Origin of the sequence: Sciscionella marina DSM 45152 (assembly GCF_000379465.1) — a bacterium.
Taxonomy (GTDB): Bacteria; Actinomycetota; Actinomycetes; order Mycobacteriales; family Pseudonocardiaceae; genus Sciscionella; species Sciscionella marina.
In genome coordinates this window covers 68,004-83,951 of the sequence record NZ_KB905447.1, presented here as the reverse complement: position 1 = coordinate 83,951, position 15,948 = coordinate 68,004, and the positions used below count along the sequence as shown (strand labels likewise).

16 protein-coding genes are annotated in these 15,948 nt (G+C 69.7%); 6 read left to right on the top strand and 10 right to left on the bottom strand.

Going from position 1 to position 15,948, the window contains the following annotated elements; translation table 11 throughout:
• Positions 1-14: 14 nt before the first annotated feature.
• The 4 genes from pdxT to A37U_RS0137960 are packed head-to-tail and all read right to left on the bottom strand — an operon-like array spanning position 15 to position 3,121.
• A complete protein-coding gene (pdxT, locus tag A37U_RS0137975) occupies positions 15-623 on the bottom strand; it encodes a pyridoxal 5'-phosphate synthase glutaminase subunit PdxT (protein WP_020501875.1) in 609 nt (202 codons plus the stop codon).
• A gap of 4 nt (positions 624-627) precedes the next feature.
• Positions 628-2,067, bottom strand: a complete 1,440-nt coding sequence (locus A37U_RS0137970; protein WP_020501874.1) for an amino acid permease — start codon at positions 2,065-2,067, stop codon at positions 628-630.
• A gap of 53 nt (positions 2,068-2,120) precedes the next feature.
• Complete coding sequence (locus A37U_RS0137965; protein ID WP_020501873.1) at positions 2,121-2,429, bottom strand: AzlD domain-containing protein; 309 nt, start codon at positions 2,427-2,429, stop codon at positions 2,121-2,123.
• Complete coding sequence (locus A37U_RS0137960; RefSeq protein ID WP_026198040.1) at positions 2,420-3,121, bottom strand: AzlC family ABC transporter permease; 702 nt, start codon at positions 3,119-3,121, stop codon at positions 2,420-2,422. The genes A37U_RS0137965 and A37U_RS0137960 overlap by 10 nt, the downstream gene beginning before the upstream one ends.
• Before the next feature lie 50 nt (positions 3,122-3,171).
• Between A37U_RS0137960 and A37U_RS0137955 the strand changes: the two genes are divergently transcribed.
• Positions 3,172-3,756, top strand: coding sequence for a helix-turn-helix domain-containing protein (locus A37U_RS0137955; RefSeq protein WP_051111843.1), 585 nt, complete (start codon positions 3,172-3,174; stop codon positions 3,754-3,756).
• A 5-nt stretch (positions 3,757-3,761) separates the two neighbouring features.
• On the opposite strand, the gene pdxS is transcribed toward A37U_RS0137955, so the two are convergent.
• The 3 genes from pdxS to A37U_RS47480 form a co-directional block, all read right to left on the bottom strand.
• Positions 3,762-4,661, bottom strand: coding sequence for a pyridoxal 5'-phosphate synthase lyase subunit PdxS (gene pdxS / locus A37U_RS0137950; RefSeq protein ID WP_020501870.1), 900 nt, complete (start codon positions 4,659-4,661; stop codon positions 3,762-3,764).
• Between the two features lie 68 nt (positions 4,662-4,729).
• Positions 4,730-5,500, bottom strand: a complete 771-nt coding sequence (locus tag A37U_RS0137945) for a LamB/YcsF family protein (protein WP_020501869.1) — start codon at positions 5,498-5,500, stop codon at positions 4,730-4,732.
• Between the two features lie 62 nt (positions 5,501-5,562).
• Entirely contained in the window at positions 5,563-7,029 is a 1,467-nt protein-coding gene (locus A37U_RS47480) for a PucR family transcriptional regulator (protein WP_020501868.1), read from the bottom strand.
• 126 nt (positions 7,030-7,155) lie between these two features.
• Between A37U_RS47480 and A37U_RS0137935 the strand changes: the two genes are divergently transcribed.
• The 4 genes from A37U_RS0137935 to A37U_RS0137920 are packed head-to-tail and all read left to right on the top strand — an operon-like array spanning position 7,156 to position 10,612.
• The gene (locus tag A37U_RS0137935) at positions 7,156-8,055 is read left to right on the top strand and encodes a 5-oxoprolinase subunit B family protein (RefSeq protein ID WP_020501867.1); all 900 of its coding nucleotides are present in this window, start codon (positions 7,156-7,158) and stop codon (positions 8,053-8,055) included.
• Complete coding sequence (locus tag A37U_RS0137930) at positions 8,052-9,032, top strand: 5-oxoprolinase subunit C family protein (RefSeq protein ID WP_020501866.1); 981 nt, start codon at positions 8,052-8,054, stop codon at positions 9,030-9,032. Before A37U_RS0137935 ends, A37U_RS0137930 begins: the two co-directional genes overlap by 4 nt.
• A gap of 12 nt (positions 9,033-9,044) precedes the next feature.
• Entirely contained in the window at positions 9,045-9,284 is a 240-nt protein-coding gene (locus A37U_RS0137925; protein WP_020501865.1) for an acetyl-CoA carboxylase, read from the top strand.
• Positions 9,281-10,612: an acetyl-CoA carboxylase biotin carboxylase subunit gene (locus A37U_RS0137920; RefSeq protein WP_020501864.1), complete on the top strand. Its 1,332-nt coding sequence runs from the start codon at positions 9,281-9,283 to the stop codon at positions 10,610-10,612. The genes A37U_RS0137925 and A37U_RS0137920 overlap by 4 nt, the downstream gene beginning before the upstream one ends.
• Positions 10,613-10,622: 10 nt before the next feature.
• Here the strand turns inward: A37U_RS0137920 and A37U_RS0137915 are convergent, their stop codons facing one another.
• Positions 10,623-11,549, bottom strand: a complete 927-nt coding sequence (locus tag A37U_RS0137915) for a patatin-like phospholipase family protein (RefSeq protein ID WP_040589965.1) — start codon at positions 11,547-11,549, stop codon at positions 10,623-10,625.
• Positions 11,550-11,609: 60 nt separating this feature from the next.
• On the bottom strand, positions 11,610-13,106 hold the full coding sequence (locus A37U_RS0137910) for a CoA-acylating methylmalonate-semialdehyde dehydrogenase (protein WP_020501862.1): 1,497 nt from the start codon (positions 13,104-13,106) through the stop codon (positions 11,610-11,612).
• 83 nt (positions 13,107-13,189) lie between these two features.
• On the opposite strand from A37U_RS0137910, the gene A37U_RS0137905 reads away from it, so the two are divergent.
• Positions 13,190-14,806, top strand: coding sequence for a PucR family transcriptional regulator (locus A37U_RS0137905; protein ID WP_020501861.1), 1,617 nt, complete (start codon positions 13,190-13,192; stop codon positions 14,804-14,806).
• Here A37U_RS0137905 and A37U_RS47475 read toward each other — a convergent pair.
• Positions 14,761-15,900, bottom strand: a complete 1,140-nt coding sequence (locus A37U_RS47475) for an FAD-dependent monooxygenase (RefSeq protein ID WP_020501860.1) — start codon at positions 15,898-15,900, stop codon at positions 14,761-14,763. The genes A37U_RS0137905 and A37U_RS47475 overlap by 46 nt on opposite strands.
• Positions 15,901-15,948: the final 48 nt, after the last annotated feature.

The window sequence follows — 15,948 nt, the reverse complement described above, 5'->3', positions numbered from 1 at the left end:
GTATTTCCTCCTCCTCAGTGCTCGCGTACGAGCTCGACGAACCGGTTGTGCACCCGCGCGTCTCCGGTCAGCTCCGGGTGGAACGCGGTGACGAACACCGAACCCTGGCGAGCGGCGACGATCCTACCGGCGGCCGGTCCGTGCCCCGTGCCCTCGGGGATGCTGGCGAGCACTTCCACGTGCTCGGCGCGCGATTCCACCCAGGGGGCGCGGATGAACACGGCGTGGAGCGGCTCCGCGATCCCGGAGAACGCGAGCTCGGTCTCGAACGAGTCCACCTGCCTGCCGAAGGCGTTGCGGCGGACCACGATGTCCAGCGCGCCGAGTGGCTGCTGGTCCGCCCGCCCGTCCAGGATCTCCTTCGCGAGCAGGATCATGCCAGCGCACGAACCGTAGGCGGGCATGCCCTCGGCGAGCCGGGCCCGTAGCGGTTCCCCGAGCTCGAACTGCTCGAGCAGCCGATTCATGGCCGTGGACTCGCCACCGGGGAGCACGAGCCCGTCCACCGCGGCCAGCTCTTCCGGGCGCCGCACGGGACAGGCGCGCGCCCCGCAGGACTCGAGGGCGCGGACGTGTTCACGCACGTCGCCCTGCAACGCGAGTACGCCGATGTTCGGTGTCATGCGGTCATGATAGTTGTGCCTGTTCGGACTGCTCCGCCCTCGCCGCCGCGTGGCTGCGCTTGCGCACGCAGAGCCAGCCGATGATCAGGACCACGGCGGCCCCTGGCACGGCGATGAAGAAGGCGATGCGTTGCGCGGCCTCGTCGGTGAACCCCATCAGGACCACGACCAGCGCCAGGAAGATCAGCGTGGCGTAGTTGGTCCAGGGCGCCCCGGGCATCCGGAAACTGGGCCGTTCCAGCTCACCGCGGCGGGTCCTGGCGTGGAACCGGGCGTTCGAGTACAGGAACGCCGCCCAGGTCGCGATCACCCCGACCCCGGCCACCGAGGTCGCCAGGTCGAAGGCTTCCTTCGGGACGAAGAAGTTCAGCACGATCCCGGCCAGGTACACGATCGCGGTCAGCGCGATCCCGCCGACCGGAACCTGCCGGGCGCTCATCCGCCCGGCGAACCGGGGCGCCTCCCCGCGCTGGGCGAGGCTGCGCAGGATCCGGCCGGTCGAGTAGAGGCCCGAGTTGCACGAGGACAGTGCCGCGGTGATCACCACGACGTTCATCAGGTCCCCGGCCGCGGGGATCCCGACCTTGGAGAACACCATCACGAACGGCGAGGCGTCCCCGTTGTACATCGTGTGCGGCAGCGCCATGCCCAGCAGCAGGATCGAGCCGATGTAGAACACCGCGATCCGCCAGGCCACCGCGTTGACCGCCTTCGGAAGCACCTTGTGCGGGTTCGCCGTCTCCCCCGCGGTGATCCCGACCATCTCGATCGCCGAGTACGCGAAGATCACCGCCTGCAGCGAGATCAGCACGACCCCGAAGCCGTTCGGGAAGAACCCGCCATTGTCCACCAGGTTGTGCGGGCCCGCGGTCACCCCGCCGCCCATGTTCGAGCCGTCGATCGCGATGAAGATCCCCACCGCGAGGAACGCGCAGATCGCGACCACCTTGAGCACGGAGAACCAGAACTCCAGCTCCCCGAACACCTTCACCGAGATCAGGTTGATCAGCAGCAGCACACCCAGTGCCAGCAGCGCGGTGATCCACTGCGGCATCCCCGGCGCCCACTTCTGCACATACGTTCCGACCGCGGTGATCTCCGCGACCCCGGTGGTCGCCCAGTTCATCCAGTACATCCAGCCCGAGGCGAACCCAGCCCACGGGCCGATGAACTCCCGCGAATACGTCACGAAACTACCCGAGCTCGGCCGGTACAGGGCCAGCTCACCCAGCGAACGCATCACGAAGAAACCAGCCAGCCCGCACAGCGCGTACGCCAGCACCAGCGCCGGGCCGATCGAGTGCATCCGGCCACCCGACCCCAGGAACAGTCCCACCCCGATCGAGCCGCCGATCGCGATCATCTGCACGTGCCGTCTGCTCAGTCCAGTGCCGTAGCCCTCGCGCCCGACCGTGTGCTCGACGTTCTTGTTCACTCCCACCACGACGGGAGAAGCTATCCCAAGCGGCGGAACGGTCCGCGCGCACCCCACTACTTTCAGGCGACACCGAGGGCGCGCAGTCCGGCGGCGGTGCCCGCGGCGGCCAGCACGACGACCACCAGTGGTGCCCGGCGCAGCGCGAGCAGCACCCCCACCGTGACCCCGGCGGGCCGGGCCCAGCCGGCGAACTGTTCCCCGGTGAACACGGCGGTGGTCACGGCCAGCGCGGCGAGCAGGATCGTGGCCGAGACGGTGAGCACCCGTTTCGCGCGTGCCGAGAACTCCACCCGGCCGGCCAGCAGCGGACCGGTGAGCCGGATGGCGTAGGTGCCGAGCGCCAGGATCACGATCGCGATCAAGGGCATACCGCACGCTCCGAGCGCCGCACGGCCAGCACCACCAGTCCGAGCAGCGCCACCAGTACCGGGACCCCCGCGGGCAGCACCGTGGTCATGGCCAGCGCGAGCGCGCACCCCAGCAGCACCGCCGCCAGCGTGTTGCGGTCCTTCAGGGCGGGCAGCACGAGCGCGAACAGCACCGCGGGGAACGCCGCGTCGACCCCGAAGGCCCGCACATCCCCGACCGCCCTGCCCGCCAGCGCCCCGATGACCACCCCGAGGGTCCACGCGAAGAACATCCCCACGCCCACCGTCCAGTAGCTGGCGCGCGCCTTGTTCCGGTCCTCCGTGGCGAGCGCGAACGCCACCGATTCGTCGACCATCAGGTGGGTGCCGACCAAACGGGCCGCGAGCCGCTTGCCGATCAGATCCGAGACAGCGAGGCCGAACGGCAGGTGCCGCAGGTTCACCAGCAGGCCCGCCGCCACCGCCATGGCCGGGCTCGCCCCTGCCCCGACCAGGCCGACGAGCAGCAGCTGCGAACCACCGGCGAACACCAGCAGAGTCATCACCACGGGGACCCACACGGGCAGTCCGTAGCCCACCGCGACGGCACCGAAGGAGATCCCGTCGAGCACCGCGGCCGCGAGCAGCAAGCTGATATCCCGTACCGTCGTGGCATCGAGGTTCGCCCGTAGTGTTCTGTAGAAAGAACGCACGTTCGCTATAATGAACCCGGGAAAGGCGTGCGTCAACCGGAGGTGTCGTGATGACGGATACGGGACAGCGACTCCCGGCGCAGCCGACTCCGGTGCCGATCGAACGGATCTCCGCGGCACTGCGGGCCGAGCGGCACCGCGCCGGGATTTCACTCTCCGAACTCGCCAAGCGGGCGGGAATCGGCAAGTCCACCCTGTCCCAGCTGGAGACCGGGATCGGGAACCCGAGCCTGGAGACGCTCTGGGCGCTCGCCGGGGCGCTGGAGATCGCCGTCTCCCGGCTCGTCGACCCACCCCAGCCCGTGGTGCGCGTGGTGCGCGCCGGCGAGGGACCGAAACTCACCGCCGAACACGCGCCGTACCAGGCCGGGCTGCTCGCCTCACTGCCCGCGCACGGACGCCACGACCTGTACCACATCACCGCCGAACCGGGCCCGGCACACGACTCCGACCCGCACATGCGCGGGGCCGTCGAGCACGTGCTGCTGTGCGCCGGGCGCGCGCTCGTCGGGCCGATCGAGGACGCCGTGGAGCTGCACCCCGGGGACTACGTCTCCTACCCGGCGGACATTCCGCACACCTTCAAAGCGCTGCAGAAGGGCACGAGCGCGGTCCTGGTCGGCGAATACGCCTGAAGCGCTCACCAACCGCGTTCGGCGAGCCGGTGCGGTTCCGGGATCGCGTCCACGGTCAGCCCGACCATCGCCTCGCCGAGCCCGCGAGAGGTCTTGGCGAGCACATCCGGGTCGTCGTAGAAGGTGGTGGCCTTGACGATCGCGGCGGCGCGCCGTGCCGGGTCGCCCGATTTGAAGATGCCCGAGCCGACGAACACGCCTTCGGCGCCGAGCTGCATCATCATGGCCGCGTCCGCCGGAGTGGCGATCCCGCCCGCGGTGAACAGCACGACCGGGAGTTTGCCCTTGCTCGCGACCTCGCGCACCAGTTCATAGGGCGCCTGCAGTTCCTTGGCCGCAACGTAGAGCTCGTCCTCGGGCAGCGAGGTGAGTTTGCGGATCTCGGCGCGGATGGCGCGCATGTGCGTGGTCGCGTTCGAGACGTCCCCGGTGCCCGCCTCGCCCTTGGAGCGGATCATGGCCGCGCCCTCGGTGAGCCTGCGCAGTGCCTCGCCGAGATTGGTCGCCCCGCAGACGAACGGCACGGTGAAGCCGAACTTGTCGATGTGGTTGGCGTAGTCGGCCGGGGTGAGCACCTCGGACTCGTCGATGTAGTCGACGCCGAGCGACTGCAGTATCTGAGCCTCGACGAAGTGCCCGATCCGCGCCTTGGCCATCACCGGAATGGACACGGCGTCCACGATGCCGCCGATCAGATCGGGATCGCTCATCCGGGCAACGCCGCCCTGGGCGCGGATGTCGGCGGGCACCCGCTCGAGCGCCATCACCGCGACCGCCCCGGCGTCCTCGGCGATCTTCGCCTGTTCCGGCGTGACCACGTCCATGATCACGCCGCCCTTGAGCATCTCGGCCATCCCGCGCTTGACCTGTGCGGTGCCGATCTTGGAGTCGAGTGTTGTTGTCACGGTTCCGACAGTAGGCCGGAGGTGGACCTTTCGAGCATGCCATTACCGGCCGAGTTCAGCAGTCCACTTCACCCGCGGGCGGCGAGCACCTCATGGATCGGGGCGATCTCGACCTGATGCTCGGCGAGCTGTTCGCGGATGACACGGGCGATCTCCGGGGCGTTCGGGCGATCACCGTGGATGCAGACGGTGTCCGCGTCCACCGGGATGCTCTTGCCGTGCACGCTGGTGACCTGACCGCGCAGGATGTCGAGCATCTGCCGGGCGCAGGCCTGCGGATCCTTCGGCTGCGGATCGGGTTCGATGATGATATGCCCCTCGTCGTCGTAGCCGAGGTCGGCGAAGGCCTCCCGGGCGATGCGCGGATTGCGGTCCAGGGCACGGTCCGCGGTCGGCCCGGCGAGCAGCACGAGCAGCACGTCCTCGGGCAACGCCTGCACGGCATCGCTGATCGCGTCGGCGACCCCGGGCTCGCGGATCGTCAGTCCGTAGAAGGCGCCGTGCGGTTTGAGGTGGGTCACCGGTGTCCCGAGGCTGTCCGCGATGCCCCGCAGCGCGCCGTACTGATAGAGGCAGGCATCGGCGGCCTCGCCGGGGGCCAGCGTCATGGCACGGCGGCCGAACCCGGCGAGGTCGGGCAGACCGGGGTGCGCGCCGAGGGCGACGCCGTGCTCGCGGGCGAGCTCGATGCTGCGCCGCATCGTCGCCGGGTCACCGGCATGCCAGCCGCAGGCCACGTTGACCGAGGTCACCTGGGGAATCACGGCGGCATCGTCGCCGAGTCGCCAGCGCCCGAAGCTTTCCCCGGCGTCGGCGTTGAGGTCGATCAGGTGCTTCATGACGAACCCTCCGTCCGTTCTGTTCACCGGCGACTGTAGGGCGGGCAGGCCCGCCGCGGAATCTACCGATTCGGCGTGCCCTCCCCTGCCGGGTTGGACAGATTGGACCTTTCCTCGTGCCGGCGCAGCGCGAACCAGAGCTCGGCCCGGATGTCCGGTGAATCGAGGCTGCGGTCGAGCAGTACCTCCGCCTTCTCGATCCGGTTGCGCAGTGTGTGCCGGTGCACGCCGAGCCGGTTGGCCGCCTGCTCCCACTGTCCGTGACAGGTCAGCCAGGTGCGCAGCGAGCCGAGCAGATCGCCGCGCTGGGTCTGGTCGTGCTCGACGAGCGGGCGCAGCGCGGCTTCGGTGGAAATGTCCGGCAGTTGAGCGAAAATCCCCAGGCCGAGTTCAGTGAACCTGGTGACCGCGGTGCCGTGCCGGATGCTCGCGCGCAGTGCGGTGCGGGCCTGCCGATAGGCCTCGGCGATGCCGCTCGGTCCGGCGGCCGCGGACACACCGATGTGCCGTGCCGAGGGCGGGCGCCGCTCGGCGGGGGCGAGCACGATCAGCGCATCCTCTAGTTCGGCGGTGAACATCCCCGCGGCGTGGCAGTCGCGGACGAAGGACTCCGTGTACCCGGTGCAGGCGAGCACCACGAGCTCGTCCGGAGGTGCGGGGACGCCGAGCTCGGCGCAGAGGTCGGCCCGGCCGTCGAGCAGCAACTGCAGGGCCACGGTGCGCACCCGCGCGTCGGCGACCGGGCTCGTCGTGCACAGCGCCACCGAGAGCAGGGCGGCGGCGATGTGCAGGATGTGCTGATCGGTCGGGTTGAACGCGGTGCGGCGGCCGGTGATCAGAAACCCGACGGGGTACGCGCCCGAGCCGAGCGACTGGGCGGCGATCGTCTCCGTTTCCACGGTCAGGCTCATCCCGGCCGGAGCGCGCGCGGTGCGCAGCCGGCGCAGCTGCTCCGTGAGCGGGCCGAGCCTGCCGGTCGCGGTGGCGGGTTCGGCGCCGACAGATTGTCCGGTGGCATCGAGGAACACCGCCCAGCAGTCCAGGTGCTTGGCCAGCTCGGTGGCGAGGCCGGAGAGGCCATCGGCACGCAGGGCGGTGCGGATCAGGGCCTGACGGGCGCGTTCGGCACGCAGGGATTCGCGGTCGGTCTCCTCGGTGAGCCATTGCGCGATGGTCTTGGAGATCTCGATGAACGGGGTGCGGTGCGGCACCTCGAATAGGGCGAGACCGGCCCGGTCCGCGGCGGCGATCAGACCTTCGGGGATCTGATCGTGGCCGAGTTCCACCCCGAAACCGAGCCCGGCCACCCCGGCACCCGCGAGCCGGGCGATGTACTCGGCCTGTTCCTGCTCGTCCGCGGGCAGCGTGAGCCCCGTGGTGAGCAACAGCTCCCCGCCACCGAGAAACGGTGTCGGGTCGAGCAGTTCGCTGACGTGCACCCAGGAGATCCGCTGCTCGCAGGCATGACCGGCACGGAGGTTCAGGCCCAGCGCCGGATGGTCCAGAAGTACGTTCACCGTCGGACCCATGGCGGGAAACTACCATTTCGGACAGTAGCCCGCCGGGAAATTCGACGATTCGTCGACTGGTCCGGAAGCCGCGCCGGGTTCAGGCTGTGTCCACCCATTCCGCCAACGACGGCGAGGAGCGTACCCGTGGACACCCCGACCGAGCTGCCGCCCGCGCGCTATGAGTACGGCGGCGACGAGTTCCTGTTCGTGGAACTCGACCAGGCGATGAGCCTCGAAGCGAACTTCAAGGGAATGGCCGTCACCAATGCCCTGCGGGAGCTGGATATCGACGGCGTGATCGATATCTGCCCCTCCAACGCGTCCTACATGGTCCGCATCGACCCGGACCGGCTCGATCCCCGTGAGCTCGTCGAGGAGCTGCGCGGCCTCGAGGCCTCGGTGGGCGAACTGCCCCGGGACTACGTGCTGCACACCCGGGTGGTCGATGTGCCGGTGCTCTTCGACGACCCGTGGACCAGAGAGACGCTGATGCGGTTCCGGGACAACCACCAGGATCCGAGCGGGACGGATCTCGAATACGCCGCCCGTATCAACGGATTCGACGGTGTCGGGTCCCTCATCGAGGCGATCTCCTCGGCGCCGTACATCGTGACGATGCTCGGTTTCGTTCCCGGACTGCCGTTCTGTTATCAGCTCGTCCCGAAAGAACGCCAGATCGAGGTGCCCAAGTACGTCCGGCCGCGCACCGACACCCCGGAGCGGTCCTTCGGCTTCGGCGGCGCGTTCTCCGTGGTGTACCCGGTTCGCGGGGCGGGCGGGTACCAATTGTTCGGCATGGCCCCGGCCCCGGTGTTCGATCTCGACCAGCGGCTTCCGGATTTCGCCGCGGGCATCGTGTTTCCCAGAGCCGGTGACGTGCTCCGGTACCGCACTATCGACCGGGCCGAGTTCGACCGGATCCGCGGCCAGGTGGAGGACGGCAGCTTCCGCTATCGCATCCGCGAGGCCTCGTTCGAACCCGCACGGCTGATCGCCGATCCGGATGCGGTCAACCGCGAACTGCTGGAGGTGCTGTACCGATGAGCGACATCCGCGTGCACGCCGGTGGACTGTTCACCACCGTGCAGGATCTCGGGCGGCCCGGGCACTACCGCATCGGCATGCCCCCGTCCGGAGCGATGGACCAGTACTCCGCGAGCGCCGCGAACCTGCTCGTGGGCAACGAGCCGAACACCGGGCTGCTGGAAGCGACCTATATCGGGCCGACGCTCGAATTCACCGATCACCGCCTGATCGCGGTCACGGGGGCCACGGCATCGGTCACGGTGAACGGCGAACCCGTCGAGGCGTGGACCGCGGTCCCGGTCGGTCCCAGCGACGTGCTCGGGTTCAGCATGCTCACCGCCGGCGCGCGCCTGTACATCGCGGTGTCCGGGGGTATCGACGTCCCGGTCTATCTCGGCTCGCGCTCGACCTACACGCTCACCGGGATCGGCGGATTCGACGGCCGCAAACTCGCCGATGCGGACCGGTTGCCGCTCGGCGAGGCCGGAACCCGCGCCCGCGCGGGCCACAGCGTTCCCGAGTCGCTGCGGCCGGAGTTCGGTACGCCCGCCGAACTGCGCACCATCATCGGCCTGTGCTCCTACCGGCTGACCGAGCGGGGCCTGAAGACCTTCCTGGACACCGAATGGAAGATCACCAAGGACGCCAACCGCGTCGGTTACCGGCTGCGTGGCGGCAGCCTCGAATTCACCGATCGGGCGCAGCCCTTCGGCGCGGGCAGCGATCCGGCCAATGTGGTCGACCTCGGCTACCCCGTCGGTTCGATCCAGCTCCCCGGAGGGGATGAACCGATCGTGCTGCTCAACGACGCGGTCACCGGGGGCGGGTACGCCACCACCGGCACGGTCATCTCCGTGGACCGGGACCGCATCGGTCAGGCCAAGACCGGGGAAACGGTGCGGTTCGTCGAAACCGACCTCGACACCGCGCTCACCGCGCGCCGCGAACGGGCGGCGCGTATCGACACCATCCGCGAAGCCCTCACCGGCAACTAGAGGAGAATCATCATGGTCACCATCAAGGCAGGCATGCCCGGCATCTTCTACCGCCGCCCCGCTCCCGAGGACGAGCCGTACGTCAGCGAGGGCGGAACCATCGCCGCAGGCCAGACGATCGCGCTGATCGAGGTCATGAAGACCTACAACGAGATCAGGGCCGAGGCCGACGGCACGATCGGCAAATTCCTCGTCGAGGACGGTGACGAGGTCGAGATCGGCCAGGACCTCGCCGAACTGGAGACGGCGTGAAGCGGGTACTGATCGCCAACCGGGGCGAGATCGCCGTACGGGTCATCCGGGCCGCCCACACCCTCGGGCTCGAAGCCGTTGCCGTTTACTCCGACGCCGACCGGGACAGCCGCTGGACCCGGCTCGCCGACCACGCGGTGCACATCGGCAAGTCCGCGGCCGCCAAGTCCTACCTCGACGCCGAGGCGATCCTGCGCGCGGCGCGGGAAAGCGGCGCCGACGCCGTCCATCCCGGCTACGGTTTCCTCTCCGAACAGCCCGCCTTCGCGGCGGCCGTCGCCGAGGCGGGATTGACCTTCGTCGGTCCCCGCGCCGAGGTGATCGAACGCATGGGTGACAAGGCGGCCGCCCGTGCGGCGGCCACCGAGGCCGGGGTGCCCGTCGTGCCCGGAAGCAGTGCGCTGGACACCCCGGAGGCTGCCCGCACGGCCGCCGAGCAGATCGGGTACCCGCTGCTGGTCAAGGCGGCTGCGGGCGGAGGAGGACGGGGTATCCGCCCCGTGCGGACCAGCGAGGAGCTCGCCGAGATCGTCCCCGCGGCACAGGCCGAGGCGCGCTCCGCGTTCGGCGACGGAACCGTGTACCTGGAACGCGCGCTCGAGAACGCTCGGCACATCGAGGTTCAGGTCCTCGCCGACACCCACGGCAGGGTCGTGCACACCTTCGAACGGGACTGCTCGGTGCAGCGCCGCAGGCAGAAGCTCATCGAGGAGGCCCCGGCCCCGGGACTCGCCGAGGACACCCGCACGGCGATCACCGAGGCCGCCGTACGCTTGACCGAGAGCGTCGGCTACACCGGAGCGGGCACCGTGGAATTCCTGCTCTCCCCGACCGGGGAGTTCCACTTCATCGAGATGAACACCCGCATCCAGGTCGAGCACCCCATCAGTGAGGAGATCACCGGCATCGACCTGGTCGCCGAGCAGCTGCGGATCGCCGCCGGTGCCCCGCTCTCGGTCGCCCAGGACCGGATCGACCGACACGGCGCCGCGGTCGAGCTCCGGATCAACGCCGAGGATCCGGACCGCGACTTCGCCCCCAGTCCGGGCGAGCTCACCCGGTACGACTTTCCCGCCGGGCCCGGTGTCCGCTTCGAGACCGGCTTTCTGTGCGGCAGCCGGATCAGCCCGTTCTACGACTCGATGATCGCGAAGGTCGTCGCGCACGGCCCGGACCGGGCCACCGCCATCGCCCGGGCCCGCCAGGCCCTCGCCGAGCTGACCGTCGAGGGCGTGCCCACCACGATCGGGCTCCATCAGCGGCTGCTCGCCGATCCCGAATTCCTCGCCGGTGGCGTGCACACCAAGTGGCTCGAACAGCGCCTCTGACCCCCGGGGCTCAGCCCGCAGCCGATTCCAGTGCCTCGGCGACCGCGCTCGCCCCACGTTCGACCGCACGCCGGATGAGCCCGCCATCGGTCTCCAGCCGGGACACATCCGGGGAACCGGGCGGGACGAGGATCTGCTGCAGCCGTTCGCCGGAGGCCGCGGTGAGCCGTTCGTCGTCCCCGGCGCGGCGTTCGGTGCGCGAGCGCCAGCTGGCCACCGCAGCGGGCGCGGTCCGCCGCAGGAAGGCCGTCACCGCGAGGTCCTCGATCCGGGAGGGCCGTTTCACCGGCTCGTCGGCGCGCCTGGTGCGCAACACGAGCACATGCGTGGCCCCGTCCCGCAGTGCGGTGCGGTACGGGATCGCCTCGGCGAGGCCGCCGTCGAGCAGCCGGTGCCCGCCCAGGTCCACGAGCGGACCGGTCAGCAACGGCAATCCGGAGGAACCGCGCATGGCGAGCTTGACCGTGGCGGCATCGTGCACGAACTCGCCGATGTCCAGCACCTCCCCGGTCGCGGCATCGGTGGCGATCGGGTGCAGGCCGATCGGGTTGGCCAGCACCGCGCCGAAGTCCAGGCCCGCCCAGCGCTCGTACACCCGGTCGGTGAGGAATCGCAGGTCCACCGCCGGTTTGCCGCGCAGCAGCGCACCCGGCCGGATCACGTTCGGCATGACGGCCGGATGCCAGAAGAAGGACACCCCGTGCTCGGCCTGCCCGGCGAGCAGCCAGATCACGTTGATCGCCCCCATCGAGGAGCCGTACACATCGTCGAACACCTCGGTGAGTCCGCGGCGCTCCAGCTCGGCGACCATTCCGCTGGAATAGGCTCCCCGGCTGCCACCTCCCTCGACGGCGAGGGCGAGCCGGTGCGGATCGGTACGGGCGCCTGGTTTGCTGTTCTCCTTGGCGCGCAGGCGGATCAGGTCGAGCACGTTCACGCTGGTCACACTAACTCGCCCGCCGCCGGAGCACCGGGGCGGGCAAGTTCACAGCGAGGATCAGTTGCTCGGGAAGGCGAGGTTGACCCCGCTATGGGTCTGCGCGGTCGGCCAGCGCGAGGTGACGACCTTGGTGCGGGTGTAGAAATGCACCCCTTCCTGGCCGTATGCGTGCGAGTCGCCGAACAGCGAGTCCTTCCAGCCGCCGAAGGAGTAATAGGCTACCGGCACCGGGATGGGCACGTTCACCCCGACCATGCCGACCTCGATCTCCGCGCTGAACTCCCGCGCGGCGGCCCCGTCCGCGGTGAAGATCGCGGTTCCGTTGCCGTAGGCGCCCGCGTTGACCAGGTCCACCGCCGAGGTGAAGTCCGGCACCCGCACCACCGAGAGCACCGGGCCGAAGATCTCGTCGCGGTAGAGCCGCATGTCTGTGGTGACGTTGTCGAACAGTGTCGGGCCGAGCCAGAAGCCGGTCTGGTCCCCGTCGATCTCGTGAGTGCGCCCGTCGAAGGCGAGCGTGGCGCCCTCTTTCTCACCACCGTCCACATAGGACCGGACCTTGTCCCGGTGTGCCGCGGTGACCAGCGGGCCCATCTCGCTGCTGTCCTTGCGCCCGTCGCCGACCCGCAGGACGCCCATCCGCTCGGTGATCTTGGCGACCAGTTCGTCCGCGATGGAGTCCACAGCGACCAGGACCGACACCGCCATGCACCGCTCCCCCGCGGAACCGAAGCCCGCGGAGACGGCGGCGTCCGCGGTGGCGTCCAGGTCCGCGTCCGGGAGCACGACCATGTGGTTCTTGGCCCCGCCGAGCGCCTGCACCCGCTTGCCGTTGCGCGAGGCGTTCTCGTAGACGTACCGCGCGATCGGGGTCGAGCCGACGAAGGAGATCGCCTTGATCCGCTCGTGTTCGAGCAGTGCGTCCACCGCGACCTTGTCCCCGTGCACGACGTTGAACACCCCGTCGGGAAGCCCGGCCCGCTGCCAGAGCTTCGCCAGGAACAGCGCGGCCGAGGGGTCCTTCTCGCTCGGCTTGAGCACCACGGCGTTGCCGCAGGCGATCGCGTTCGGCGCGAACCACAGCGGCACCATCGCGGGGAAGTTGAACGGGGAGATGATGCCGACGACCCCGAGCGGCGCCAGCGTCGAGGAGACATCCACCCCGGTCGAGGCGTTCTGCGTGTTGCCGCCCTTGAGCAGATGCGGGATGCCGCAGGCGAATTCGACCGCCTCGAGGCCGCGTGCGATCTCGCCGGCTGCGTCGGAGAGCACCTTGCCGTGTTCGGCGGTGATGATCGCGGCCAGTTCCTCGGTGTGCGCGGCGAGCAGTTCGCGGAACCGGAACAGCACGCTGGTGCGCTTGGCAAGGGAGGTGCGACGCCATTCGCGGGCCGCGTCCGAGGCGACGCGCACCGCCTCGTCCACGATGGCGGTGTCGGCGAAATCGACCAGACCGCTCACCGCACCGGTCGCCGGGTCGTACACCTCCCCCGTGCGTTCTGGTGTTCCGTCATGCGGCTTGCCGCCGATCCAGTGCGCGATCCGTTCCGTCATGGTTCCAAGTCTGCCCGGCCCCGGTCCCTGCTGACCATGGACAGGTTGTATCGCCGTCCGCCGGTTCGGATTACGTTGTGCACATGTACCCGACCGTCGCCGAGGCGCTCACCGTTCCCGTGCTCCGCCGCGGCCGGCCCACCGTCGTCGCCGGGCACCGCGGGCTGTCCAACCCGGTGCGCTGGGTGCACATCGCGGAGATCAGTGATATCGGCGAACTGCTCTCCGGTGGCGAACTGCTGCTCACCACCGGGATCGTGCTTCCCGAGGAGCCGGAGGCGCTGCGTTCCTATGTGACCGGGCTCGCCACGGCGGGCGCGAGCGGGCTGGTCGTGGAACTGCTCCGGCGCTACCCGGCCGGTCTGCCCGAGGCACTGGTCGGCGCGGCCGAATCGGCGGGCCTGCCGCTGATCAGTCTCGCCGCCGAGACCCGCTTCGTGCACGTGACCGAGGCGCTCACCGAACGCATCCGGGACGCCCAGCTCGCGGAACTGCGTGCCGCCGAACGAGTGCACGAGACCTTCACCGCCCTCACCAGTAGCGGAGCCGAACCGGCCACCGTGCTGCACGAGGTGGTCCGGCTGCTCGGCAAACCCGTCGTGCTGGAGAACCTTTCGCACGAGGTACTGGCTTTCGACGCCGCGGGGGAATCGACCGCGCAGCTGCTCGCCGACTGGCACACCAGGGCGAGCGCGGTGACCATTCACGAGCGCACCGGATACCACGAAGACTCCGGCTGGCTGCTCACCGTGGTCGGGGCACGCGGGGACGACTGGGGACGGCTCGTGATTCCCGGGACCGAACAGCCGCCGCACCGCGAGATCGTCGTGCTCGAGCGCGCTGCCTCGGCGCTCGCCGTGCACCGGCTGCTGAGCAGGGAGCGCGAAACCCTCGAACGGCAGACCCATCGCACCCTGCTGACCGAGCTGCTCGGCAGGGGGTACGACGCGGACATCCTGCCGCGGGCCCATGCCCTCGGCGTTCCGCTCACCGAACGCACGCTGGTGGGGATCGCGGTGCATCTGCGCGCGCTCCCCCATTCGCCCGCCCCTGCCCTCGCCACCCAGGCGGTGCTGCGCGATCTGGCCGATACGGTCAGCCTCGCCGCCCGCCGGGAATCGATCCCGGCACTGGTCGCCGTGCTGGACGACACGAGCGTGCGCGGGCTGCTTTCGTTCACCGAACACCAGGAGAGCACCCTGTTGCGGCTGGCCCGCCACATCCGCCGCTCCGGCGCGGGATGGCGCCAGCCGGTGGATGTGCTCGTCGCGGTCGGCACCCCGGTGACCGAGGTGGCCGATGCGCACCGCACCCTGGCCGAGGCCGAACACGCCGCGGCCGCCGCGCCCCGGGACGGAGACCGCGAGCTCTACCGGCTCGAGGATGTCCGGCTGCGCGGACTGTTGCACCTGCTGCGCACGGACTCGCGGCTGTCCGCCTTTGCCGACCGCGAGCTCGGCCCGCTGTACTCCAGGGACGCGCGCACCGGCAGCAGGCTGGTCGAAGCGCTGCGGCATTTCTGCGCGCACGGCGGCAACAAGTCCGCGGCCGCGGCCGCGGCGCACGTCTCGCGCACCGCCTACTACCAGCAGCTCGACCGGATCGAACAGGTTCTCGGGGTCAGCCTGGCCGATCCCGAGTCGATGCTGAGCCTCTACGTCGCCCTGCTGGCAACCGAAACCCGCGAGCCGACCGGCTGACCCGCCAGCCGCGCATTGCGGGCGTCGATCTCCTCCTGGGTGGCGGGCAGCATCAGGTCCCCGCCCGGCTCCGCGGTCGCCTGTGCCCTGCTGACGTGCGGACGCTGCCGGTCCTCGTATTCGATCAGCGCCCGTTCGAGATCGGCCGGGTGCTCGCGCAGCGCCTCGGTGAGAAACCAGGCACCAGTCAGCGCGAGGCTCGTGCCACGGCCGGACAGGGGCGAGGCGCAGTGCGCGGCATCGCCGATGAGCACCACCCGGCCACGGTGCCACGAGGGCATGTCGATCAGGCTGACCGAGTCGAAGTAGAGCTCCGGATCGGCGCAGGCCGCCTCGAGCAGTTCGGGCACCCGCCACTGCCGGTGCTGCCCGAAGTGTTTCCCCAGGATCTCCCGCTGCGCTTCGAGATCATGGTAGTCGTACTCGATCCATGGGGCACGGAACTGGAATACCGCGAGCGCGTGGTCCCGGTACCTGGCGATACCGGCCAGATGACCGGGAAAGTTGTACATCGGGTTGATCGGATCGTTCTCCCGCGCACCGGGAAGTTCGGCGAGGGCGACGTAGAAACCGAGGTGCCGCAGGAAATCCCGTTCCGGGCCGAAGGAGAGCGAGCGGGTCTTCGAGTGCAGGCCGTCGGCCCCCACGACCAGGTCGTAACACTCCCGGCTGCCGGAGGAGAACCGCACGGTCACCCCGTCCGGGTCCTGCTCGAGCTCGCTGACCGACTCCTCGAACACCAGGGAGACCGAGGTGGGCAGTGTCTCGTACAACAACCGGGTGAGGTCCTCGCGGGCGATCTCCAGATCCCCGGCCGAATCGTTGACCTCCTCCGCGGGTGGTTCGGCCAACGGGGTCCCCGAGGCATCGACGAACCGGAGGCGTTCGGACATGTCCACCCGGCTGTCCCGGATCCGCTCGAGCGCGCCCATCTCCGCCGCGACATCCAATGCCGCGCCGCGGATGTCGATCGGTGATCCGTTGACCCGCAGGTGATTCGCCCGTTCCACGACGGTGACCTCGTGCCCGGCCGTGCCGAGGTCGATGGCCGCGCTGAGCCCGGCGATCCCGGCACCGGAAACCAGAATGCGCACGTGTTCCTCCCGAGGATGGTATAAGATACAGTCTGTATCTCAAATAGT

Coding starts and splice junctions, on each gene's coding strand:
- pdxT (WP_020501875.1), bottom strand. CDS start 623: ATGACACCGAACATCGGCGTACTCGCGTTGCAGGGCGACGTGCGTGAA.
- A37U_RS0137965 (WP_020501873.1), bottom strand. CDS start 2,429: ATGCCCTTGATCGCGATCGTGATCCTGGCGCTCGGCACCTACGCCATC.
- A37U_RS0137955 (WP_051111843.1), top strand. CDS start 3,172: ATGACGGATACGGGACAGCGACTCCCGGCGCAGCCGACTCCGGTGCCG.
- A37U_RS0137945 (WP_020501869.1), bottom strand. CDS start 5,500: ATGAAGCACCTGATCGACCTCAACGCCGACGCCGGGGAAAGCTTCGGG.
- A37U_RS47480 (WP_020501868.1), bottom strand. CDS start 7,029: ATGGGTCCGACGGTGAACGTACTTCTGGACCATCCGGCGCTGGGCCTG.
- A37U_RS0137930 (WP_020501866.1), top strand. CDS start 8,052: ATGAGCGACATCCGCGTGCACGCCGGTGGACTGTTCACCACCGTGCAG.
- A37U_RS0137925 (WP_020501865.1), top strand. CDS start 9,045: ATGGTCACCATCAAGGCAGGCATGCCCGGCATCTTCTACCGCCGCCCC.
- A37U_RS0137910 (WP_020501862.1), bottom strand. CDS start 13,106: ATGACGGAACGGATCGCGCACTGGATCGGCGGCAAGCCGCATGACGGA.
- A37U_RS0137905 (WP_020501861.1), top strand. CDS start 13,190: ATGTACCCGACCGTCGCCGAGGCGCTCACCGTTCCCGTGCTCCGCCGC.